Source organism: Amycolatopsis sp. lyj-23, from assembly GCF_046549135.1.
Classification (GTDB): domain Bacteria; phylum Actinomycetota; class Actinomycetes; order Mycobacteriales; family Pseudonocardiaceae; genus Amycolatopsis.
This window is the reverse complement of record NZ_JAJPWN010000022.1, coordinates 191,711-213,989: the sequence shown is the minus strand read 5'-3', so window position 1 is coordinate 213,989 and position 22,279 is coordinate 191,711. Positions and strand designations below refer to the sequence as shown.

The following is a 22,279-nucleotide window of genomic DNA, read 5'->3' as shown; positions in this document are numbered from 1 at the left end:
GGTCCGATCAGATTGAGAAGGTGTTCTCCGTGACACGATCACCGGAATGGGATCCGCCGGGTATCGATTTCCCGGTCCGTGCCATCGAGCGGGCCACCGAGCGGGCCGACGGCGGCGTGGTCGCGGTGAACGCCGGAACCGGCCGCGAGATCTGATGCGGACGCCACCCGTGCCGATGATCGATTCCGAGCCGGACCAACCCGTCGCACCCGGTGCGGGCCGCGGGCGGAGCGTGCTGGCCCGGAAATGGGCGTACCTGCTCAGCGGGGTGACCGTCGTGTCGCTGAGCCGCGAGGAGCTCGACGTGGAGCTCCACGGCCTGCTCGACGAGCTCTGCGAAACCCTGCACCGCGCGCCGCCGGACCTGAGCCCGGCCGAGCGGATCGGCGCGCGGCTGGTGGCGCTCGGCTACGTCGGCGAGCCCGGGCTGCGGTGCACGCTCGAGGTCCTCGGGAAGGGCCTGCCCGCGCTGCCCGAACTCCAGGCGGTCGCGGGCGCCGCGGACCGGATCGTCGCCGCGCTGGGCGCGCTCTCCTGCGGGTTCCTGCTCGCGCACGAGCGCAGCGTCCTCGACCAGCAGGAGATCATGCACCTGTCGCTGCTCAAGGCGGTGCGGGACGCGCAGTGGAACCTCAAGCAGAGCGAAGCGCGCTTCGAAGAGGTCGTGACGTCGTCCGCGAGCGGGATCGCGGTCGTCGCCCTCGACGGCCGGATCGTGCGGGCCAACGCGGCGCTCGCCGAAATGCTCGGGCACCCGGCCGGCGAACTGGCCGGCTCGGTGCTCTACGACGTCGTCCACCCCGAGTCCGTCGAGGTCCTCCGGGCCGCGATGATGGCGCTCCTGGACGGCGGCAAGGAGCGGATCCGGCAGTCGGAGCGGTTGCTGCGCAAGGACGGCGACGTCGTCCGCATCTCGCTCACCGCGTCGCTGCTGCGCGACGCCGAGGACCGGCCCGCCCACTTCGTCGTCGTCATCGAGGACGGCACCGAGCTGATGCTGCTGCAGGGCGAGCTGAGCCGCCAGGCCCTGCACGACGTCCTCACCGGCCTGCCGAACCGCCAGTACTTCGGCACCCACCTGGAGACGGCACTGCGGCGCGCCGATCCGGCGTACGGCGTCACGCTGTTCCACGTCGACCTCGACGCGTTCGGCATGGTCTGCAACAGCCTCGGCCGTCGCGTCGGCGAACAGCTGCTGGTGCACTTCGCGCAGCGGCTCAAGGCGGTGATGGCCCGCGAGAACGCGATGATCGCGCGGTTCCACAGCGACGAGTTCGGCATCCTGGTCGAGAACACCGAGTCGACGCCGGACATCGACACCATCGTGCGCGCGATCAACGACGAGCTCGCCGAGCCGTTCTTCGTCGACGGCCACGGGCTCGCGCTGTCGGCCAGCGCCGGGGTCGTGCACCGGCCCGCGAAGGGCATCGATCCGCTCGAACTGCTGCGCCAGGCGGATCAGACGCTGCGGCGCGCCAAGGCGCGGCGGCGCGGCCAGTGGAAGATGTTCGACCGGGAGGCCGACGCCCACGACCGGCGGACGCAGGCGGTGGCCGTCGGCATGGCCGGTGCCTGGGAGCACGGCGAAATCGGCGTGCGCTACCGGCCGGTGGCGCGGCTGGCCGACGGCGAAGTCGCCGGCGTCGAGGCGCGCCTGCACTGGAACCGGCCGGAGGACACGGCGCTTTCGCACGAGTGCTGCGTGGAGCTCGCCGAGTCGACCGGGCTCATGCTGCCGCTCGGCGACTGGCTGCTGCGCGCCGCGAGCCGCCAGGGTGAATGGTGGCGGCAGCGCGCGGGTTTCGGGCTTCCGGTCGTCGCCGGCCTGACCGGGCACCAGGTGTCGGACGACGCGCTCGGCACGCGCGTCACGCGGCTGCTGCGGGACACCGGCCTGCCGCCCGGCCAGTTGCTGGTCGGCGTCCCGGCCGGGGCGCTCCCGGTGTCCGGCGTGATCGAGAACGTCACCGCGCTGGCCGACCTCGGCGTCCACGTCATGCTCGACGAGTTCGGGCTGGGCCCCGACGACCTGCGGGCGATCGAGGATCTGCCCGTCGACATCGTGCGCGTCGACCAGCGGCTCGCCGAATGGCAGGCGTGGTCGGACTCGACGTTCCTCGGCGCGCTGGTGCCGTTGGTGCGCCAGGTCGGCGCGACGCTCGTCGTCGACGGGATCCACACCGAGGACCAGGCGGACTGGTGGCGCGCGGCCGGCGCGGACCTGGCGACCGGCGACTACTTCGGGGTGGCCAGGCCACCGGCCGAACTCGCCGCGCAGTTCGCCGGCGCCTGAGGCCGCCACCGGTTCAGGCCGACGGCGACCAGCACGACCACCATGCCGCCGACGACCCTTGGCGTCAGCGGTTCGCCGAGGAAGACCGCGCCGAGCGCGACCGACACCACGGGCAGCAGGTAGCCGACCGTCGCCGCGGCCGTCGGGCCGTCGTCGGTGATGATCCGGTAGTTGAGGTAGAAGGTGATCCCGGTCCCGAAGACGCCGAGGATCGTCACGGCGACGACGGCGGTGAGCGTCAGCCGCGGTGCCGTGGCCGCGACCGGCAGCGCGAGGGCGGTCAACGCGGTGGCGGTCACCAGCTGCGCGGCCGAGAGCGCGAGCGGGGCGCCGTCGGGCGGCAGTTTCCGGGCCAGGTAAGCGAAGGCGACCGCGTAGCTGAGGCCGGCGCCGAGCAGGGCCAGCGCGCCCGCGCTGAGCAGTCCCGCCCGCTGCCACGGTGCGAAGATCACCACGATGCCGGCGAAACCGAGGGCCAGCCCCAGCAGCCGCGCGGGGTTCAGCCGCCGTTCCGCCCCGAGCGCGACGCCGATCAGCAGCGACCACAGCGGGGTGGTGGCGTTCATGACGCCGGCGACGCCGGAATCGACCGTGCGTTCCCCGATGCCGAACAACGCGAACGGCAGCGCGTTGCAGAAGAACGCGGCGACGACCAGCCGTGCCCAGGTCCGGCGGTCCCGCGGCAGCCGCTGCCGGGCCGCGAACGCCAGGCCCAGCAGCGTCAGCGCGCCGAGGGCGCACCGGACGAGGGTGAGGTGGACGGGGCTCAGCCCGGTCAGGGCCAGCTTGATCCAGAGGAAGCCCGAGCCCCACAGCAGGGCCAGGACCACCATGCGGGCCGTGGCGCCCCGTCCACCGTTCATGCGATCAACGGTGCCGAGAAAGATCTGTCAGGACAAGTGAAGAGTTCTGGACTGAGTGTTAAGGGTTTCTACAGCGTCGCTGCGCCAAAGCCGGGCCGATCAGCCGGCTGCCGCGTCGAGAAGGTGACCCACTTTGCGCTCGGTTGAGCGGAAGCCGGGGTCCGGTTCAGCGCAGGGCTTTCCGGCGCCGGGTCAGGCTGGCCGGGTCGAGGTTGGCGCGGGTGCCGGCGTCGTGGCCGTCGAGGTAGCCGCTGCCGGACAGGCGCCGCGGTGCGGCGGCGCGCAGGTCGCCGTACTCCGAGTCGAATGCGTGCTGGACCATCTGCGCGCGGTCGCGGACCACAAGTTCCGCCGATCGTTCGCCGCGGACCGCCGTGCGGACCGCTTCCTGCTCGGCGTGGGACAGCCGTTCGTGGACCGCGCGGGCGAAGCCGTGCAGCCACGTTCGGCGGTACGCCGCCAGGGATTCGCCGGGGAAGAAGCCGCCCGGGCGCACGCGGGTCAGCTGGGTGCTCGCCTGCAGCAGCAGGCTGGTGAACAGCAGCTCCACCCGGCCGAGGTCGGAGCGGAACCCGAACACCGTGACGCTCTCGACCTTCTGGCCGACGCGGTGCAGCAACGTCCGGCAACGCAGCGGGTACGCGACCGAGGTGAGCAGGCTCGCCTTGTCGCGGCTGTACGGGTCGTCCATCGGGATCTTCAGCGTGCCGATCTCGTCGGAGCTCGCCCCGGACGCGGCGAGCATCGCCTGGTCGATCCCGTACCGCGCGACGAGTTCGGCGGCCTTCTGGTTGTACGCCTCGGCTTCCGCCTCGGTGACCGCCGGGTCTTCGGCCTTCGCCAGCAGCTTGCGGATGCGCTCGAGCTGCGGGTCTGACTCGGTCATGCCCGGAAGGGTATTCGATCAGGTGTTCGGGCGGGTGGACCGGGTCGGCGTGTCGAGGTAGGCGTCGAGCGTGACGGCCAGTGCCGCTTCCGGCGATGGTGCGAAGCTCGCGTCCGCCAAGCCGCCCCACAGCCACAGCTGGGCGAGGCCGTGCAGGGCCGCCCACAACGACGCCGCGACCAGCCGCAGGTCGGCGCCGGACCGCGCGACCGGCGTCGGCACGGCCGCCACCAGCACGGCGAAGGTGTCGAACACCGCGCTCGCCGCGGCCGAGAGCGCCGGGTCGTCCGGATCGACCAGGTCGCGGCGGAACATCAGCTCGAACATCGCCGGGTTGGTCAGTGCGAAGTCGAGGTAGCTGTGGCAGGCCGCGGTGAGCCGTTCCCGCGGTGAGGTGCCCGGCAGCGTCTCCCGGCGGGCGAGCAGCTCGGCGTACCCGCGGGTCGCGACGGCGGACAACAGCTCGGCCCGGCCCGAGAAGTGCCGCAACGGCGCGCCGTGCGAAACCCCGGCCGCCTTGGCGATCCCGCGCAGCGTGACCGCGCCGACGCCCTCGTTGGCGAGCAGCTCCGACGCCGTCGTGATCAGGCGTTGCCGGGTGCCCACGCCTCGTCCAGTGTCACCGGGAGCAGGTCGGGACGCTTCGGGAAGAAGCCGTCGCCGGGCTGGCGGCCGACCAGCCGGTTGCGCGTGCGCGTCACCGCGACCGGCAGGACCTCCCGGACCAGCCACTGCAGGTCGGCGCGCCGGCTGCCGGGCGCCGCGGAGCCGGGCAGCGGCGCGAGCCACGCGGGGTCGTGGTCGAGGCCGAGCCGGGCGAGCACGTAGGCGGCGAGCCGGCGGTGGCCGTGGGCGGACAGGTGCAGCCGGTCGGCGCCGAAGTAGCGCGAATCGGTGACGGCCTGGTCCGGCCACAGGTCGATGAGCCGGGCCCCGTAGCTGACGGCCGCTTCCCGGATGGCTTCGTTGAGCGCGACGATCCGCGGCCGCATCCGGCTGCCCAGCGGCATCCGGCGGGAGACGTCGCTGAGCGTGAACGTGACGACCACGGGCGCGATCTCGGTGCACGCGCGGATGGCGGCGTCGACCCGCCGGGCCACCGTGCGCGCGTCCCAGCCGCGGCTCATGACGTCGTTGCCGCCGCCGAAGAGGGCGATCAGGTCGGGTGCCAGCCGCGTGGCCGCCGGGACCTGCTCGGGCACGATCTGGTCGAGCCGCCGCCCGCGGACCGCGAGGTTCGCGTAGCGGAAGCCCGGCTGGTCCTCCGCCAGCCGCGCGGCGACGAAGTCCGCCCAGCCGCGGTAGTGGCGCTGGTCCGGGTACGGGTCGTCGAGTCCTTCGGCGCAGCTGTCGCCGAGGACGACGAAACGGTGGTAGCTCATCCCGATCTCCGTAACCCGTGGTTCACCTGGGGGACACTGTCTATCAAACTTGTGTAGACGGTGTCTACTTCGGGTTCACCCGAGCCAGAATCGCAGCTTGTCGGGGTTCCGGATCGCCCACAGGTGCGTGATCCGGTCGTCCGCGACGGCGAACGCGTACACGGCGGCGAGCTCGTCCCCGCGGCGCAGCACCAGGCCCGGGCGGCCGTTGACCGTCCGCTCCTCGAACGTCAGCGCGCCCCAGGCGGCGAGTTCGGCCACGTACCGGGCGACGGGTTCGCCGCCCACGATCGGGGCGATCGCGGCGCGGACCCGGCCGCCGCCGTCCGCCGTCAGGGTCGCCGCCGGGTCCAGGAGCGAGACCAGGGTGGCGATGTCCCCGGCGGCCCAGGCCTCCTTGAACTCCCGCACCAGGCCGGCCTGCCGGGCCGCCGGTGCCTCGGGCCGGCCGGTGCGGATCCGGCGCCGGGCCGCGGAGGCCAGTTCGCGGCACGCCGACGGCGTCCGGCCGGTGATCCCGGCGACCTCGGCGAAGGCGTACCCGAAGACGTCGTGCAGGACGAGGGCGACGCGCTGCGCCGGGGTCATCGCCTCGAGCGCGACGAGGAAGGCCATGCTCACCGACTCGTCCAGGGTGATCCGGTCGGCCGGGTCCGGCTGGTCGGGCAGCGGCTCGGGCAGCCACTCACCCACGTACCGCTCGCGCCGCACCCGCGCGGAGCCGAGGACGTCCAGGCAGATGCGGCCGGCCACCGTGGTCAGCCAGGCACCGGGCGAGGAGATCGCGGCCTGCTGCTCCGGCGAGAGGGCGTACCAGCGGGCGTAGGTCTCCTGGACGGCGTCCTCGGCTTCGGTCAGCGAGCCGAGCAGGCGGTAGGCGAGGTTGACCAGGTGACGTCGTTCGGCGACGACCGGTTCCGGTGGTGTTGTCATGTCTCCTCCGACGAACCGGCCTGCCGGAACGTCAGGCCCTGACGTTCCGGCGGCCTGGTTCGTCGTACCGGTCGAAGCCCACCGAACAGGGGAGAACGACCGTGAAGATCGGAATCGTGCTCGGCAGCACCCGCCCGGGCCGCGTCGGGGACCAGGTGGCCCGGTGGGTCCACGAGCGGGCCGTGCGCCGGGGTGACGCGGAGTACGCCGTGCTCGACCTGCGCGACCACCCGCTGCCCCACCTCGAGGAGCCGCCCGGGTTCTCCGGCCGGTACCGGGACGAACGCACCCGGGCCTTCGCCGCCGTCGTCGCTTCCTGCGATGGGTTCGTCTTCGTGACGCCGGAGTACAACCATTCGCTTCCCGGGGTGCTCAAGAACGCCTTGGACCACGTCTACGTGGAATGGAACACCAAGGCGGCCGGGTTCGTCTCGTACGGCGGGGCCGGCGGCGCCCGGTCGGTCGAGCAGCTGCGGCTGGTCTGCGGTGCGCTGCAGCTGGCCGACGTGGCCCCGCAGGTCACCCTGCCGCTGACAACGGAATTCGGCGACGGCGTCTTCGCGCCGGGTGACCACCAGCTCGCCGCGCTGACACGCTGCTCGACCACGTCGTCGCCTGGAGCACCGCACTGGCGCCGCTGCGGGCCGGTGCGGCGGAGGCCGCCGTCAGGAGCCGGCTCGACGAGGTCGTCGAGGCGCTGCGGGCCAAGGACCTCGAGGCGCTGCGCGGGGTCTACGCGCCGGACGTCGTGTCCTTCGACGTCGAACCGCCGCTGCAGCACGTGGGTGCCGACGCGAAGCTGGAGAACTGGGCGAAGGTGTTCACCCGGTTCGAGAAGGTGGACTACGAGCTGCGCGACCTGACCGTCACGGTGAGCGGAGGCCTGGCCGTCGGGCACGGCTTCGGCCGGGTCAGCGGCACGCTGCCGACCGGGGCGGCCGTGGCCGGCGTGTGGGTCCGGGCGACCTTCGTCTTCCGGCAGCTCGGCGACGGCTGGGTGATCGTCCACGACCAGGCGTCCGTGCCGGTCGACCTGGCGAGCGGGCGGGGCGTGACCGACCTCGAGCCCTGACGACGTCGAACTGTACGAACGGTCGTGCTACCTTCGGCTGATGAACGTCGACGGCGTGTTCGTGGGGGAACCGAGCGTCCTGGGGTACCGGCGGGACCGGCCGGTGCTGAGCGCGATCACGAAGGCCCGGGTCACGGCGCCGGAGCTGCCCCTGACCGAGCTGAACCTCGACGGCGACCGGCAGGCGGACCTGACCGTGCACGGCGGGGTCGACAAAGCGGTTTACGTCTACCCCGCCGAGCACTACCCGGCTTGGCGCGAGGACGGCTTCGAGGCCGCGGTGGCCGATTTCGGGGAGAACGTCTCGCTGAGCGGGGTCACCGAGGACGACGTCCGGATCGGGGACGTCTGGGCCTGGGGTGACGCGCTCGTGCAGGTCTCGCAGCCGCGGTCGCCCTGCTTCAAGCTGGCCATGAAGACCGGCCGCAAGGACGTCACGCCGCTGATGATCGACAGCGGGCGCAGCGGCTGGTACCTGCGCGTGCTGCGGCCGGGCACGGTACCGACGTCGGGCGCGGTCGAGCTGGTCGAACGCGCGGACGGGCCGACGATCGCCGAGGTCTACGTCGTGTCCTTCGCGAACTACGGGCAGCTGCCGGAGGACCGCGTCGAAGCGGCGCTGGACTTCGCCGACCGCGTCCTCGCCACCCCGGCCCTCTCGGAGTCGTGGAGCGCCGGCGTCCAGTCCACTGTGGACCGCTGGCGGGCCCGGCGTGCCGGTTGACGGCCGCGTCGCCCGCGGTGACGCGACCCGGCGGCTGGTGCTGCGCCGGGCGGTGGACGTCGCGTCCGTCGACGGCTTGGCCGGGCTGTCCCTCGGCCGGCTGGCGACGGAACTGGAGCTGAGCAAGAGCGGCGTGTTCGCGCTGTTCGGCTCGAAGGAGGAACTGCAGCTCGCGACGATCGAGGCGGCGCTGGCGATCTTCCGTTCGCACGTGGTGACACCGGCGGCGGCGGTGCCGCCCGGCCGGCCGCGGCTGCGGGCGGTCTGCGAGAAGTGGCTGGACTACTCGGAACGCCGGATCTTCCCGGGCGGCTGCTTCTTCTTCAACGTCGGCGCGGAGTTCGACGCGCGGCCCGGCCGGGTGCACGACGCGGTGGCTTCCGCGAGCGGCGCGTTCGCCGGGTTCATCCGGGAGACGGCTCGCGAAGCGGTCGCGATGGGCCACGTGGACGCGGACCCGGAAGTCCTGGCGTTCGAACTGCACGCGCTGGGCCGCGCGGCCAACGCCGACGCGGTCCTCCACGGCGGTACGCAGGCGTACGCGCTGGCCAGGCGGGCGATCCACGCCCGCCTGGCCGGCTGACGCTACTTCCAGTCCACCTGCGGCGAACGGTAGAAGTCGATCCCCTGCAGCACCCAGCGCGGCGCCTGCTTCGCCAGCCGCAGCCGGTAAGCGTCCCAGTTGTGGGTGCTCCGAGGGGACCAGCCGATCTCCGCGATGCCCGGCAGGCGCGGGAACGCCATGTACTCGATGTCGTTGCTGGTCCGGATCGTCTCGGTCCACAGCGGCGCTTCGACGCCCGCGACCTGGCTCTCGCCGACACCGGTCACCAGCGACGCCGGATCCCAGTCGTAGCCGTCGCGGACCTCGACGAGCGCGGCCCAGTCCTGGCCGAGCGGGGTCGACTCGGTGTACTTCATGTCCAGGTACGCGTAGTTCGCCGGTGACATCAGGATCTTGCTGCCGCGCGCCGCGGCGGCCGCGACGCTCGGGTTGTCGCCGCCGAAGTCCCAGTACTGCGGGACCGCCGACGCCGGCGGGTCCGACTTCGCGATTTCGTGCCAGCCGGTCACCTTCTTGCCGTACTTGGCCACGATCGGCTGCACCTTCTGCTCGAAGGCGATGTAGTCCGCGGGCGGCGTCGAGTGGGCTTCGTCGCCGCCGATGTGCAGGTACGGGCCGGGGGTGATGGCCGCCAGCTCGCGCACGACGTCTTCGACGAACTTGTACGTGACCGGCGAGGAGATGCACAGCGAGCTGTAGCCGACCTCGGTGTCCGTGCGGACCGGGACGGCCTTGCCGTCGCAGTTCAGTTCCGCGTACGTCGACTGGGCCGCGTTCGTGTGGCCCGGCATGTCGATCTCCGGGATCACCGTGATGTGCCGCGACGCCGCGTACGCGACGATGTCGCGGTACTGCGCCTGCGTGTAGTAGCCGCCCGGGTCGCCGTCGACCGCGGTTCGGCCGCCGACCGTCGCCAGCTTCGGCCAGCTCTTGATCTCGATGCGCCAGCCCTGGTCGTCGGCCAGGTGCAGGTGCAGCGTGTTGACCTTGTACTGGGCGATCTGGTCGATGTACAGCTTGACCTGGTCGGGCCGGAAGAAGTGCCGGGCGACGTCGAGCATCGCCCCGCGCTCGGCGAACCGCGGGTAGTCCAGGATCGTGCCGCCGGCGACGGTCCACGTCCGGTGCTGCAGGCGGTGCGCCTCGATCGCCGACGGCAGCAGCTGCCGCAGCGACTGGACGCCTTCGAAGAGCCCGTCCGCGGTGTTGGCCTGCACCGTGACGCCGTCGCGGGCGACCTTCAGCTGGTAACCCTCGGTGCCGGTCCGCGGGTCGTGGCCGAGCTTCAGCGCGATGGCGGGCAGGCCCGCCGCGTGCGGGACGACCGGCAGCGGGTAGCCGGTGGCCGGGCGGAGCAGGTCGCGCAGGTAGTCCGCGACCTGGCCGGCGCCGCGGTCGGCCGCGATCACGGTGAGCTGCGTGAGCCGGAAGTCGCCGCGCGGGTCGGCTTTCGCCGAGACGGGCGCCGGGACGACGTCGGTCACGCTGCGTTCGGGCGCGGCCGGGGCGGCCGCGGCGGACGCGGGCAGGCCGGCGGCCGTGAGACTCACGACGGCCGCGGTCAGAACGGCTCTGGACAAGCGCATCGAAGCACCTCCGGTCGGGGGACTCCCTGCAAAGGTACAGACCAGCCGCGGCATTTGGAACAACTCTTAACGAAGGGCCGCCCGGATCGCGTCCAGGACGCCCGGGTCCTCGATCGTCGAGGGCACCGCCTCTTCGCGGCCGTCGGCGATCGCCCGCATCGTCTTGCGCAGGATCTTGCCCGACCGCGTCTTCGGTAAAGCGTCCACAATGGACACGTCACGGAACGCCGCGACCGGGCCGATGTCCCGGCGCACCATCGCCACGAGTTCGTCGCGCAGCCGGCCGGCGTCGACGTCCGCGCCCGCCTTCAGCACCACGAACCCGCGCGGCAGCTGCCCCTTGAGCTGGTCGGCCACCCCGATCACCGCGCATTCGGCGACCGCCGGGTGCGCGGCCAGCACGGCCTCCATCGACCCGGTCGACAGCCGGTGCCCGGCGACGTTGATGACGTCGTCGGTCCGGCCCATGACGAACAGGTAGCCGTCTTCGTCGAAGTAGCCGGAGTCGCCGGTCAGGTAGTGGCCTTCGTAGCGCGAGAGGTAGGCCTCGCGGTACCGCTCGTCGTCGCCCCAGAGCGTCGGCAGCGATCCCGGCGGCAGCGGCAGCTTCACCGTGATGGCGCCTTCGCGCCCGGGCGGCAGCTCCTCGCCGGCCTGGTCGAGGACGCGGACGTCCCAGTCGGGGACCGGCTTGGTCGCGGACCCCGCCTTGACGTCCATCGGTTCCAGGCCGCGCGGGTTGGCGGCGATCGGCCAGCCGGTCTCGGTCTGCCACCAGTGGTCGACGACCGGGACGCCGAGCTTCTCGTGCGCCCAGTGGTAGGTCTCGGGGTCGAGCCGCTCGCCGGCCATGAACAGCGTCCGGAACTGCTCCAGGTCGTACTTCTGCAGCTCACGGGCGTCCGGGTCGACCTTCTTGACGGCCCGCAGCGCGGTCGGCGCGGTGAACAGCGCCTGGACGCCGTGCTCGGCGATGACCCGCCAGAAGGCGCCCGCGTCCGGCGTGCCGACGGGCTTGCCCTCGTACATGACCGTCGTGGCGCCGACCAGCAGCGGCGCGTACACGATGTAGGAGTGCCCGACGACCCAGCCGACGTCGGAGGCGGTCCACCAGACGTCTCCGGCGTGGACGTCGTAGACGGCGTCCATCGAATAGGCGAGCGCCACGGCGTGGCCGCCGGTGTCGCGGACGACGCCCTTCGGCTTTCCGGTCGTCCCGGACGTGTAGAGGATGTAGAGCGGATCGGTCGCCGCGACCGGCACCGGGTCGGCCGGGTCGGCGCCCGCCGCCAGGTCGCGCCAGTCGAAGTGGCGGCCCGCCGTGGCCCGCGCCTGCTCGCGCTGCAGCATGACGACGTGGTCGGGCTGGTGCTCGGTCATCCCCAGCGCGGCCTCGATGATCGGCTGGTACTCGACGATCCGCGTCGGCTCGATGCCGCAGGAGGGGGCCAGGATGACCTTGGGTTTCGCGTCCTCGATCCGCGCGGCCAGCTCCTTCGGCGCGAACCCGCCGAAGACCACCGAGTGCACCGCCCCGATCCGCGCGCAGGCCAGCATGGCGATCGCGGCCTCCGGCACCATCGGCAGGTAGACGATCACCCGGTCGCCCTTCGTGACCCCCAGCGAGCTGAGCGCCCCGGCGAAGCGAGCGACGGTGTCCCGGAGCTCTTCGTAGGTGTAGGTGCGAGCCCGCCCGGTCACGGGGGAGTCCCAGATCAGCGCGGCCTGGCCGCCGCGGCCGGCCTCGACGTGCCGGTCCAGCGCGTTGTACGAGGTGTTCAGCTCGCCGTCCGGGAACCACCGGTAGAAGGGCGGGCGGGTGTCGTCCAGTGCCCGCTCCGGCGCTCGGGTCCAGCTGATCGACTCGGCCGCGGCCAGCCAGAACGCGTCCCGCTCGGCCAGGCTGCGCCGGTAGGCTTCGGAGTACGCGCCCATGCTCCGCTCCTTCGCGTCGGACGTTCCGCCGATCACCATCATGGCGCGGGCGCGGCGGGCGCGCCGGATGCCTCGCGGAAAGACCCGGCAACCTCGGGGAGCCCGGGAGCGTCCTAAGCTGGACCGCGGGGAAACGCCGCGTGACGGCACGAAGTGGACACAGACAGTGAGGGGAGCCCGGCGGTGAACGGACTCGCGAGCGCGTTGCTCTCGCTAGCCCATTCCTTGTTCGGCCCGGGCTTCTGCCCCGGCGACTGGGTCTGGGCCACGAGTGCGGCCGGCGCGCTGGTCGCGCTGCTCCCGCCGATCGGCGCGGTCGCCGTGTCGATCATCCGGAAGGGCACCGGCAACCGCTACGACGCCACGACGCTGGGCGTCTTCGCGGCGATCGGCCTGTTCAGCGCGCTGGTCATGCCGTGGCTGCTCTCCAACGGCGTCTCCGGCGTCTACCGCGCGGCGTACGCCAAGGAGAAGACCGGGCTGTCCGCGACGGAGCTCTCGACGCTGAACGGTGCCGGCGGCTGCTGGGTCGACAACCAGCGGGAGTACCTGGGCGGCGGCCAGACCGTCTTCGACGTGTTCTCCTCGCAGCACGGCAAGGAGATCCCGTTCTTCGTCTACCTGCTGGCGTTCGCCGTACTGGGCGCCGGCTCGCTGTTCTTCGTCATGCTGCAGGGGCGGACGGCCTTCCGCCGCGGTCCGAAGTGGCCGTCGCGGCTCTTCTGGATCCCGTTCGCCGCGATGCTCGTGTTCAGCGTCGGCATGGAGGCGAACACCGCGCTGCACTTCTGGCTGGGCTTCCTGCCGTTCAGCGTGCTGGGCCTGATCCCGGTCGCGATGGTCGGCCCGCCGCCGTGGTCGGTGATCAACCGGTCGGACCGGTCGGACACGCCGCCGCCGCGGCGCGAACTCGAACCGCAGGGCCCGCCGCCGTCGCAGGTCCAGCCGCGCCCGACCCCGCCGCCTCCGCCGCCGCGCCCGGTCAACCGCCCGTACCCGAAGACGGCCCTGGCGTCCGCGCCCGAGCCACCGTCCCCGCCGGGCGGCATGCTGGCCGCGGCTCCCGGCCCGATCCCGCCGCCGCCCGGCTCGCGCAACGCCGGCGGCAGCCGCTACCGCCGCGTCAGGCAGCTCGGCGCGGGCGGGTTCGGCACGGTCTGGCAGGCCGTCGACACCCAGTTGAACCGCACGGTCGCGCTGAAGATCGCGCACGCGCCGGACCGCGACACCGCCGAGCGCATGCAACGCGAGGCCCGCGCGCTCGCCGTGGTCAGCCACCCGAACTGCGTCAAGGTGTACGACCTGGCCGAGGAGCCGGACGGCCTGGCGCTGGTGATGGAGTACCTCGAGGGCCGCCCGCTGGCCGAGCTGGTCGACGGGCAGGGTCCGCTGGACGACGTCGCCGCGGGCCGCCTCTGGGCGACGATGGCGGGCGCGCTGGCGGCGGCGCACGAGAAGGGCGTCCTGCACCGCGACATCAAGCCGTCGAACATCGTCCTCGACCCGAGCGGCCTGGCCCACCTGATCGACTTCGGCATCGCCCGCAGCCAGGGCGATTCGAAGATGACGGCGACCGGGATGATGATCGGCACGCCCGACTTCGTCGCCCCGGAGCAGGCGATGGGCTCCCCGGCGTCCCCGGCGTCCGACGCGTGGCAGCTGGCGGCGACGATCAGCTACGCGCTGTCCGGCCAGCCCCCGCGAGGAACGCGCGAGACCCCGATGGCGGCGCTGATGGCGGCGGCCCGGGCCGAGCCGGTGTCGCGGCTGCCGCAGCGCAGTGCGCACGCGCGGCTGCTGGCGGCTTCGCTGGACCCGGAGCCGCGCCGCCGCCCGACGCTGAACGCCGTCCGGCGCGAGGTCGAGGGGTGGCTGTCCCGGGCGGGCAAGTCGGCCGACGGCCCGGTGACGCGAGTCGTGCCGCGGCAGCCCGGGAGCCAGCTGCCCCGCCGCTAACCGGGCTTCACGGCCGAGAAGATCACCAGCTGCTTCGGTTCCACCTGGACGTCGACCTGCGCGAACCCGGCCTTCTCGAGTCTCGCGGGGAACGTCGCCGGGTCGATGACGTTCATCGTGTCGCCGATGTGCAGCAGGCGGAACTTCAGGTTCAGCTGGCCGTCGCTGCCGCAGTACGTGCCGCCCGGGCGCAGGACCCGCGCGGCCTCGGCGAAGATCGCGTCCTGCAGCGACGCCGTCGGGACGTGGTGCAGCATCGTGAAGCACACGACGGCGGAGAAGCGGCCGTCCTCGAACGGCATCCGCGCGCCACTGCCCTCGACGACCTCCGCGCGGTTGCCGTACTTCGCCCGCAGCAGCTCGCTCGACGCGTGGTCGATCTCCAGGACCGTCAGCTTCGGCATCGCCTTGAGCAGCACGTTCGTGGTGGCGCCGAAGCCCGGGCCGATCTCGAGGACGTCGTCGCCGAGGTCGCGTTGCGCCAGCCACGGCGTCAGGCGTTCTTCGACCGTCGCGGCCCACTTGTCCGAGCTGCAGATCTTGCGGTGGATCAGGTTCATCGGCATGCGCCCGACGCTAGGGGCGGTGCGCGGGTGACCGGTAGCCGATACGCTGCCAACCGATGTCGCCAACCAGCCAAGCCATGCTGCTCGGGGCGTTCGACCTGCCCGCGGGCACCTGGTTCCCGTGGCACGAGCACCCGGCGCACCAGCTGGTCTGGTCGGCCCGCGGCGTCGTCGCGGTCAAGGTGGGCGACGCGGGCTGGGTCCTGCCGCCGACCCGGGCCCTCTGGATACCGGCCGGCGTCCGCCACCGCACGGGCGCGCTCGGGCGGGCGCAGCTGCGCGGCATCTACGCCGACGCGGCGCGGTCGCCGGTGTCGTGGCCGCAGCCGCGGATGGTCGCCGTCCGGCCGCTGCTGCGGGAGCTGCTGGAGTACCTGACCGGCGACAGCGTCGCGTCCGACGCCCGGCTGCGCGCCGAAGCCGTGGCGTTCGACCTGCTGGAACCCCTGGACGTCGTGCCGATCGTGGTGCCGTCGCCGTCCGACCCGCGCGCCCGCGACGTCGAGCGGGCGGTGCTGGCGAACCCGGCGGACCCGCGCACGCTGGCCGAGTTCGGCCGGGACGTCGGCGCGGCGGAGCGGACGCTCGCGCGGATCTTCGTCCGGGACTGCCGGATGCCGTTCGGGACGTGGCGCACGCAGGTGCGGCTGCGTGCGGCACTGCCGCTGCTGGCCCAGGGTGCGCCGATCGAGACGGTGGCCCGCCGCGTGGGGTACAGCTCGGCGAGCGCGTTCGTCGCGGCCTTCCGGCGGGCCGTCGGCGTCACGCCGGGTGCGTACTTCGCGGGCTGACTACCGCCAGGAGGGCAGCCAGCGTTCGGCCTCCCACTGGCCGTTCGTGATCGCGATGCCGTTCAGGATCGGCCACAGCCAGGCGAAGTTCGCCACCACCAGCCCGACGTACAGCGACACCACGAGCAGACCGGTCCCGCGTCTTTCGAACCCGCGCCGGGCGCTGCCGAGGATCTGGCCGAGGCACAGCGTCAGCCCGAGCGCCAGGAACGCCGCCAGCGGGGTCGCGTAGAAGAAGTACATCTGGCGGTCGATGTTGGTGAACCAGAAGACGTACCCGCCGAGGTAGCCGACCAGCACGGCCGCGTAGCGCCAGTCCGCGCGGAAGATCGAGCGCCAGGCCGCCCAGCCGAGCATCGGGATCGCCAGCCACCACATCGCCGGCGTGCCGATCAGCATCGTCGCGCTGATGCAGCGGGCCTCGCCGCAGCCGGTGACCTCGCCGTTGTAGCTGTAGAGCATCGGTCGCAGGCCCATCGGCCACGTCCACGGCTTCGACTCCCACGGGTGCGGGTTGTCCTTGGGTGTGACCAGCGTTTCGTGGAAGTGCAGGACGTTCGCCGTGTAGTCGCCGAGCGAACGCAGCGCCGGCGGCATCCACGACCAGAAGCCCGGCGCGATGTCCTTGATCTCCGTGTAGTGCCGGTCGGTCGCGGTTTCGCTGGCGAACCAGGCCCAGTACGCGGCGAAGTACATCAGGAACGGGATGACCAGGATCGCCCACAGCGCCGGCAGCACGTCCCGGCGGAGCGTGCCCAGCCAGGGCCGTTCGACACCGGCCGCGCGCCGCGCCGCGACGTCGAAACCGACGCAGAGCAGCCCGAACGCGACGATGTAGTACAGCGCCGACCACTTGACGCCGAAGGTGAGCCCGATCATCAGGCCGGTCGCGAACCGCCACCAGCGGAACCCGAGCTTCGGACCCCACACGGACTCGTTGACCCAGCCCTCGCGGACCGCCGTCGCGAGCCGCTCGCGCACCTGGTCGCGGTCGACCAGCAGGCAGGCGAACGCGGCGAGCACGAACAGCGCGATGAAGATGTCGAGCATGCCCATGCGCGACTGCAGGTGCAGGACGCCGTCGCTGATCACCAGGATGCCGGCGATGCCGCCGAGCAGCGTCGAGCGCGTCAGGCGGCGGGCGACCCGGATGGTCAGGAAGATGAGCAGCGTGCCGGCCAGCGCGGGCATGATCCGCCAGCCCCAGCCGTTGTAGCCGAACAGCCATTCGCCGATCGCGATCAGCTGCTTCGCCAGCGGCGGGTGGACGACCAGTTCGTAGCCGTAGTTGTCCTCGTAACCGCCGTTGCGCAGCACCTGCCAGGCCTGCGGCACGTAGTGCTTCTCGTCGAAGACCGGACTGCCCTTGTCGGTCGGGTCGCCGAGGTTCTGCAGGCGGACGATGCCGCCGATCAGGGTCAGCACGAGGGTGACGACCCACCCGCGCAGCCGGTCGGCCGGCATGCCGCGGCCGAGCAGGGTCAGTTCGCGGTCGGTGGGCGGCCGGAGCGCCTCGACCGGGTCCGGCCGGACGCTTTCGTCGTCGGGACGGGTCAGCACGGCGGTCACGGGGCGATCCTACGGGCGGAACGGGGCGCACGTCGTGGCGGATCCGCTGATCAGCCTAGGCTGGCCGGGTGACTTCCGGCCGTTTGATCCTCGCCGCCACCCCGCTGGGCGACGTCCGCGACGCTTCCCCGCGCCTGGCCTCGGCGCTGGCGGAGGCCGACGTCATCGCGGCCGAGGACACCCGCCGGCTGCGCTCGCTGGCCTCCGCGCTGGAGGTGACCCCGCGCGGCCGGGTGGTGAGCTTCTACGAGGACGTCGAGTCGGCACGCCTGCCGAAGCTGCTGGAGGCGCTGCACGCGGGCGAGTCGGTGGTCCTGGTGACCGACGCCGGCATGCCGAGCGTGTCCGACCCGGGCTTCCGCCTGGTAGCGGCCTGCGTCGCGGAGGACCTGCCGGTGACGTGCCTGCCGGGACCGTCCGCGGTGACGACGGCGCTGGCGCTGTCCGGTCTGCCGTGCGACCGGTTCTGTTTCGAGGGTTTCGCGCCGCGCAAGCCGGGCGAGCGCGCGAAGTGGCTGTCGGCCCTGCGCGACGAGCCACGGACGGCGGTGTTCTTCGAGTCCCCGCACCGGCTGGGATCCCTGCTGGCGGACGCGGTGGAAGTGTTGGGCGGTTCGCGACGGGCGGCGGTGTGCCGCGAGCTGACGAAGACGTACGAAGAGGTGAAGCGGGGCACGCTCGCCGAGCTGGCTTCGTGGGCCGCTGATGGGGTCCGGGGAGAGATCACGGTGGTGCTGTCCGGGGCGGAGCCACGGGAGGTCGCGGTGACTGACCTGGTGGCGGAGGTCACCTCGCGCGTGGAGGCGGGAGAGCGCTTGAAGTCGGCGGCGGCGGAGGTCGCCGAGGCGGCGGGAGTGTCCAAAAAGGAGCTTTACGACGCCGTGCTCGCGGCCCGCAAGGCGACCAGGTGACCGAGCGAGGTACCTCGCAGGCGAAGGCCGGTTGCCGCGGGCGGCTGACATGATCGAAGAGGTGTGGCATTCGAGAATGGTCGAGCTCGTCCGAAGGGGGAATGTCGAGGAAGCGACGGACGCGTTGCTCGAACTCACCTACGACGAGCCGGACAGGCGCTGGCTTCAGGATTTCATCCTGGAGTGCCTGGATCCCGGAGTCGACGAGCAGGTCCGGGCGTTGGCGGTCACCTGCGCCGGGCACGTCGCGCGCCTGGACGGCGAGGTCGGTCCGGCTTTGCTGGGCAGGCTGCACGAGCTGGCTGACGACCCTGCCCTCGCGGGGATCGTCGAAGATGCCCTGGCGGACATCGATTCCTTCGCGAATCGCCCGGGTAACGGGGTGCTCGAGAACTTCGGGAACGAGGAGCTCGAGGCCCAGTGGCGACAGGTGGGCGAATGACGGTGCTCGTCGCCAAGTACGACGAGGCGGCACACCAGGGGGATGTCGAGGACTGGACGTCGAACGACGACATCGGCGGCCGGTTCGCGGGTCAAGTGCTCTCGCCCACCGAGTACTACCGGGTCGAGGACCTTTATGTGGACTTCGTCCGGGCGCTGACGACCGCGTGCGGCGTTACCGAGTTCGTGATCCGAGCCCCCATGATGACGAAGTCGCTGCCTCCGTGGGTTCCGGTGTTGCGAAGTGGCCTGGTGGTCGATTCGGAAACCGCGTTGAAGCTCGTCCGCCGCATGCTCCGGATCGGCGACGTCTCCTGCGTGCTGTGCGCCGGCGACGCTCTGACTCTCAGCGTCGAGACCGACTTCTACCTTTCGGTGCAAGCCGACGAAGGGAAGATCGCGGAGTCCGCTCTGCGCTTCGGGCTGCACGTGTACCAGACCGGTGACTGGGCGTGGTTCGAGATGGACGACGGGGTGCTCGGCACGCTCGGCGACCGGTTCCTGCCGGAGGTGCAGCAGTTGTGCAGTACCGGCCGATCGATCATCTTGCTGGAGCGCTGGGCCAACGGGCCGGGCGGAGAACGCTGGCACCTGCTCGACGGCGCCGGTCCACTCGACTGGACGCTCCAGCGGCTGCCGGGTACGGCCGTGGCGGCCTTACCTGACACCCGGATCAAGTGGACACCCCGCCGGGGTGCACTGCCGGATATCAGTGTCGAACTGGGCGACGAGGAGCCCGTTGTCGTCGTCGCGCGGCCGCAGGCCGACGTCGGGTCGGCGCTCGAGGTCGTCGTCTTCCTGGGTGGTGTCCGCCATGCGGAGGAGGCCGATCTGCCTCTGGGTGGGGAGCTCGGGTGGTTCGCCTATCCGGACATCGGCGGTTCAGCCGGCCATTCGCTCGCCGGAGTGATTCCGGACTGGGACGGTCGCGTCGACGCGTTGTGGGATCCGGACCTCACGCTGATCCGCTGACCTGGCGAGCGCGCCGATCAAGGCGCGCGGAATTGAGTCGCGACTACACGGCTCCTCCGCCCTCACGTCAACAACGCGGTCACCGCGGCATGCGCCTTCTCCGCATCAGGCGCATCCCCGGTGATCACGTCCGTGTACACGAACGACTCCCCGATCCGCACCAGCAGATAAGCCAAATCCGCCACTGGCAAGGGCGGCTCCAATCGCCCACCTGCCACCTCCCCGGCCAGCAGATCCGCAAGCCGGGCCGTCGTCCTCTGCTGGCAAACGCTTGCCCGCGTCGTCAACAGCCGCAACGCTCGCTCCGGCTCACGGCGCAAGAAGTCCCGGAACGGCGGTGAGTCGTTCGCGAACCGGACATACCCGCTCACGAAGTCCGCCACTCCCGCCGCGCCGCGGCCGACGCACGAAGGCCACAGCCGGGCGATCGAAGCCGACGAGAGCGACCACAAGATCTCTCCGAGCAGGCGGTCCCGGGAGCCGACCCGGCGGTGCAGTGTTGCCCGGCTGATCGACAGCTCCTCCGCCAGCTCGCCCATGTCCACCCGGCGGCCGGACAGGAACCACTCACGCGCCCGCTCGAACTCCTGAGACATATGCCAGAATGTCTCACACCCAAGTACGGAGAGGGACAGCGACATGCGTGCAGTGCAGGTGACCGAGTTCGGCGGCCCCGAGGTGCTCGTCCCCGTCGAGCTGCCCGATCCCGTGGCCGGGCCCGGGGAGGTGCTCATCGACGTCGAGCGCATCGGCGTCAACTACGCCGACACCCACCAGGCCGAGAACTCCTACCTCGCACCCAGCAAGCTCCCGCTGGTGCCCGGCGGTGAAGTGGTCGGCACCCACCAGGGCAAGCGGGTGGTCGCCCTGCTCAACGGTGGTGGCGGGTACGCCGAGAAGGCCGTCGCCCCGGCAGCGACCACCTTCCCCCTTCCCGACGGCATCGACGACCTCACCGCGCTCTCCATGCTGGTCCAGGGCACCACCGCCTGGGTCCTGCTGAAGAAGAACGCCCACCTCGAAAAGGGCGAATCGGTCGTCGTGCACGCGGCCGCCGGTGGGGTGGGGACCGTGGCCGTGCAGCTCGCCAAGGCCTGGGGTGCCGGGCGCGTCATCGCCACCGCCAGCAGCGACGAGAAGCGCGCCCTCGCCCTCGAGCTCGGTGCGGACGTCGCCGTCGACTCGCGCTCGGACGACATGACCGCCGCCCTCCTCGAGGCGAACGGTGGCCGCCGGGTCGATGTCGTGCTCGACATGGTCGGCGGGGCCACCACCGACCAGAGCATCGCCGCCCTCGCGCCGTTCGGGCGGCTGGCCTTCTACGGCATGGCCGGCCGCGAGAACCCCAAGCCCGTCGAGCTGCGCAACATCCTCGGCCACAGCACCACCATCAGCGGCATGTGGCTGCCCCACGTCTTCCGGCTGCCCGGCAACGTCTTCGGGACCGCGCTCACCGAGCTGTTCGAGCTCGTCGCAGAAGGCAAGCTCAAGGCGATCCCGGGCGGCGAGTACGCGCTTTCGGACGCCCGCGGCGCGCACGAGGCCCTCCGCTCGCGCAAGACCGTCGGGAAGCTACTGCTCGACCCCGGCAAGTAGGCGTTCCAGGGGTGCCGCCTTGTGGAGGCACTCCTGCCACTCCGCCTCCGGGTCCGAATCCGCCGTGATGCCGCCGCCGACACCCAGTGACACCGTGCCGTCGGCGATCTCGAACGTCCGGATCGCGACGTTCAGCTCCAGCCCGGCCACCGGTGACAGCAGCCCGATCGCGCCCGTGTACACCCCGCGGCCGCAGGGCTCCAAGGACGCGATCAGGTCCAGCGCGCGGATCTTCGGCGCGCCCGTCACCGAGCCGGGCGGGAACGTCGCCGCCAGCAGTTCCGCGTGCGAAACCGAAGGGCGCAGCACCCCCGTCACCGTCGAGTCCAGGTGCCAGACCCCTGGCGCCGGGCGGACCCGCAGCAGGGACGGCACCGTCACCGACCCGACGGAGCACACCCGCCCGAGGTCGTTGCGGACCAGGTCGGTGATCATCACGTTCTCCGCGACGTCCTTCACCGACTGACGCAGCAACACCGCGTTGCCGTCGTCCGCGGGCCCGCGCCGGGGGAGCGTCCCCTTGATCGGCGTCGACCGCACCGAACGCCCGTGCCGGGCGAGGAACAACTCCGGCGAAAACGAGACCACCGACCCCCACGAGCCGGACAAGAACGCCGCCCGGCGCGGGGACAACGAAGAAACCCCGGCCGCGAACAAGGCGGCGGAAGCCCCCGAGAACGAACCCGTGAACCGCGAGCAGATGTTCGCCTGGAACAGCTCGCCGGCCTCGATCGCGTGCACGCACGCTTTCACCGCGTCCCGGTGCTCCGAAGGCAGCGGACGCCGCAACGGCCCCGCCGTCCACGCCGAAGCCGGCGCCGGGGCGGCCAGCAGCGACTCCATTGTGGACACCGACGGCCCGCCGCCGTCGAGGGACTCCAGGTGGCACGTCCCGGACGCGGACCACCGCAGCACGTGGTCCGCCCAGCCCCACGCCGACGCGGGCAGCGCGCCGGTCCGGCCGGACGGGTCCGCCGAGTCGTACGAGAGGTACCCGAACCACCCGCCGCCGATCACGCCCGGCGGGGCGTCGACGTCCGCACCGGACGGGAACTCAGCCGGGACCACCGCGAGCGAGGGCGCGATCACCGCCTGGGCGGAGAACCAGTCGCCCGACAGCATCGCCGGTGGCGGCAACCCGCGGGAAGCGGCGTGGTGAGCGAGTACCGAAAAAGCGCGCGCGGGCGTGAGATCCGTCCGGATCGGGGTGCTCGTCACGCGCATGGCGACATACCACC

Annotated in this window: 22 protein-coding genes and 1 pseudogene; 12 read left to right on the top strand and 11 right to left on the bottom strand. The window is 72.0% G+C overall.

The window, feature by feature from the left end; all coding sequences use genetic code 11:
- The first annotated feature begins 29 nt into the window (after positions 1-29).
- The gene (locus ACLJPY_RS42795; RefSeq protein ID WP_410596699.1) at positions 30-155 is read left to right on the top strand and encodes a hypothetical protein; all 126 of its coding nucleotides are present in this window, start codon (positions 30-32) and stop codon (positions 153-155) included.
- The gene (locus ACLJPY_RS42790; protein WP_410596698.1) at positions 155-2,293 is read left to right on the top strand and encodes a putative bifunctional diguanylate cyclase/phosphodiesterase; all 2,139 of its coding nucleotides are present in this window, start codon (positions 155-157) and stop codon (positions 2,291-2,293) included. Before ACLJPY_RS42795 ends, ACLJPY_RS42790 begins: the two co-directional genes overlap by 1 nt.
- Here the strand turns inward: ACLJPY_RS42790 and ACLJPY_RS42785 are convergent.
- The 5 genes from ACLJPY_RS42785 to sigJ form a co-directional block, all read right to left on the bottom strand.
- The gene (locus ACLJPY_RS42785) at positions 2,236-3,156 is read right to left on the bottom strand and encodes a DMT family transporter (RefSeq protein WP_410596697.1); all 921 of its coding nucleotides are present in this window, start codon (positions 3,154-3,156) and stop codon (positions 2,236-2,238) included. The two genes, ACLJPY_RS42790 and ACLJPY_RS42785, sit on opposite strands and share 58 nt — an antisense overlap.
- 166 nt (positions 3,157-3,322) lie before the next feature.
- The gene (locus tag ACLJPY_RS42780; protein WP_410596696.1) at positions 3,323-4,042 is read right to left on the bottom strand and encodes a DUF2786 domain-containing protein; all 720 of its coding nucleotides are present in this window, start codon (positions 4,040-4,042) and stop codon (positions 3,323-3,325) included.
- 18 nt (positions 4,043-4,060) lie between these two features.
- Entirely contained in the window at positions 4,061-4,648 is a 588-nt protein-coding gene (locus ACLJPY_RS42775; protein ID WP_410596695.1) for a TetR/AcrR family transcriptional regulator, read from the bottom strand.
- Positions 4,627-5,424, bottom strand: a complete 798-nt coding sequence (locus ACLJPY_RS42770; RefSeq protein ID WP_410596694.1) for an SGNH/GDSL hydrolase family protein — start codon at positions 5,422-5,424, stop codon at positions 4,627-4,629. Before ACLJPY_RS42770 ends, ACLJPY_RS42775 begins: the two co-directional genes overlap by 22 nt.
- 75 nt (positions 5,425-5,499) lie before the next feature.
- Positions 5,500-6,357, bottom strand: a complete 858-nt coding sequence (gene sigJ, locus ACLJPY_RS42765; protein ID WP_410596693.1) for an RNA polymerase sigma factor SigJ — start codon at positions 6,355-6,357, stop codon at positions 5,500-5,502.
- Here sigJ and ACLJPY_RS42760 point away from each other — a divergent pair.
- The 4 genes and pseudogenes from ACLJPY_RS42760 to ACLJPY_RS42745 all read left to right on the top strand — a co-directional run.
- A pseudogene (locus ACLJPY_RS42760) lies at positions 6,345-6,827 on the top strand (NADPH-dependent FMN reductase); the annotation flags it as partial. The gene sigJ and the pseudogene ACLJPY_RS42760 sit on opposite strands and share 13 nt — an antisense overlap.
- A gap of 125 nt (positions 6,828-6,952) precedes the next feature.
- On the top strand, positions 6,953-7,429 hold the full coding sequence (locus ACLJPY_RS42755) for a YybH family protein (RefSeq protein ID WP_410596742.1): 477 nt from the start codon (positions 6,953-6,955) through the stop codon (positions 7,427-7,429).
- Positions 7,430-7,469: 40 nt separating this feature from the next.
- A complete protein-coding gene (locus tag ACLJPY_RS42750) occupies positions 7,470-8,153 on the top strand; it encodes an MOSC domain-containing protein (RefSeq protein ID WP_410596692.1) in 684 nt (227 codons plus the stop codon).
- Positions 8,143-8,736, top strand: a complete 594-nt coding sequence (locus ACLJPY_RS42745; RefSeq protein ID WP_410596691.1) for a TetR/AcrR family transcriptional regulator — start codon at positions 8,143-8,145, stop codon at positions 8,734-8,736. The genes ACLJPY_RS42750 and ACLJPY_RS42745 overlap by 11 nt, the downstream gene beginning before the upstream one ends.
- A gap of 2 nt (positions 8,737-8,738) precedes the next feature.
- Here ACLJPY_RS42745 and ACLJPY_RS42740 read toward each other — a convergent pair whose 3' ends face one another.
- Positions 8,739-10,304: a beta-N-acetylhexosaminidase gene (locus ACLJPY_RS42740; RefSeq protein WP_410596690.1), complete on the bottom strand. Its 1,566-nt coding sequence runs from the start codon at positions 10,302-10,304 to the stop codon at positions 8,739-8,741.
- Between the two features lie 66 nt (positions 10,305-10,370).
- Positions 10,371-12,281: a propionyl-CoA synthetase gene (locus ACLJPY_RS42735; RefSeq protein WP_410596689.1), complete on the bottom strand. Its 1,911-nt coding sequence runs from the start codon at positions 12,279-12,281 to the stop codon at positions 10,371-10,373.
- A gap of 141 nt (positions 12,282-12,422) precedes the next feature.
- Here ACLJPY_RS42735 and ACLJPY_RS42730 point away from each other — a divergent pair, with 141 nt between their 5' ends.
- Entirely contained in the window at positions 12,423-14,195 is a 1,773-nt protein-coding gene (locus ACLJPY_RS42730; protein WP_410596688.1) for a serine/threonine-protein kinase, read from the top strand.
- Here the strand turns inward: ACLJPY_RS42730 and ACLJPY_RS42725 are convergent.
- Complete coding sequence (locus ACLJPY_RS42725; protein ID WP_410596687.1) at positions 14,192-14,761, bottom strand: class I SAM-dependent methyltransferase; 570 nt, start codon at positions 14,759-14,761, stop codon at positions 14,192-14,194. The genes ACLJPY_RS42730 and ACLJPY_RS42725 overlap by 4 nt on opposite strands.
- A 77-nt stretch (positions 14,762-14,838) precedes the next feature.
- Between ACLJPY_RS42725 and ACLJPY_RS42720 the strand changes: the two genes are divergently transcribed.
- Positions 14,839-15,552: an AraC family transcriptional regulator gene (locus tag ACLJPY_RS42720; RefSeq protein WP_410596741.1), complete on the top strand. Its 714-nt coding sequence runs from the start codon at positions 14,839-14,841 to the stop codon at positions 15,550-15,552.
- Here ACLJPY_RS42720 and ACLJPY_RS42715 read toward each other — a convergent pair whose 3' ends face one another.
- Positions 15,553-17,121 (bottom strand): dolichyl-phosphate-mannose--protein mannosyltransferase, encoded by a 1,569-nt coding sequence (locus ACLJPY_RS42715; protein WP_410596686.1) that lies wholly within the window; start codon positions 17,119-17,121, stop codon positions 15,553-15,555.
- A gap of 68 nt (positions 17,122-17,189) precedes the next feature.
- Between ACLJPY_RS42715 and rsmI the strand changes: the two genes are divergently transcribed.
- The 3 genes from rsmI to ACLJPY_RS42700 all read left to right on the top strand — a co-directional run bounded on the left by rsmI (position 17,190) and on the right by ACLJPY_RS42700 (position 19,445).
- Positions 17,190-18,032 (top strand): 16S rRNA (cytidine(1402)-2'-O)-methyltransferase, encoded by an 843-nt coding sequence (gene rsmI / locus ACLJPY_RS42710; RefSeq protein ID WP_410596685.1) that lies wholly within the window; start codon positions 17,190-17,192, stop codon positions 18,030-18,032.
- Between the two features lie 76 nt (positions 18,033-18,108).
- A complete protein-coding gene (locus ACLJPY_RS42705) occupies positions 18,109-18,474 on the top strand; it encodes a hypothetical protein (protein ID WP_410596684.1) in 366 nt (121 codons plus the stop codon).
- The gene (locus ACLJPY_RS42700; protein ID WP_410596683.1) at positions 18,471-19,445 is read left to right on the top strand and encodes a hypothetical protein; all 975 of its coding nucleotides are present in this window, start codon (positions 18,471-18,473) and stop codon (positions 19,443-19,445) included. Before ACLJPY_RS42705 ends, ACLJPY_RS42700 begins: the two co-directional genes overlap by 4 nt.
- A 62-nt stretch (positions 19,446-19,507) precedes the next feature.
- On the opposite strand, the gene ACLJPY_RS42695 is transcribed toward ACLJPY_RS42700, so the two are convergent.
- On the bottom strand, positions 19,508-20,041 hold the full coding sequence (locus tag ACLJPY_RS42695; RefSeq protein ID WP_410596682.1) for a QsdR family transcriptional regulator: 534 nt from the start codon (positions 20,039-20,041) through the stop codon (positions 19,508-19,510).
- A gap of 43 nt (positions 20,042-20,084) precedes the next feature.
- Here ACLJPY_RS42695 and ACLJPY_RS42690 point away from each other — a divergent pair, with 43 nt between their 5' ends.
- Complete coding sequence (locus ACLJPY_RS42690; protein WP_410596681.1) at positions 20,085-21,041, top strand: quinone oxidoreductase family protein; 957 nt, start codon at positions 20,085-20,087, stop codon at positions 21,039-21,041.
- On the opposite strand, the gene ACLJPY_RS42685 is transcribed toward ACLJPY_RS42690, so the two are convergent.
- A complete protein-coding gene (locus tag ACLJPY_RS42685) occupies positions 21,018-22,265 on the bottom strand; it encodes an aminodeoxychorismate synthase component I (RefSeq protein WP_410596680.1) in 1,248 nt (415 codons plus the stop codon). The genes ACLJPY_RS42690 and ACLJPY_RS42685 overlap by 24 nt on opposite strands.
- Between the last annotated feature and the right edge of the window lie 14 nt (positions 22,266-22,279).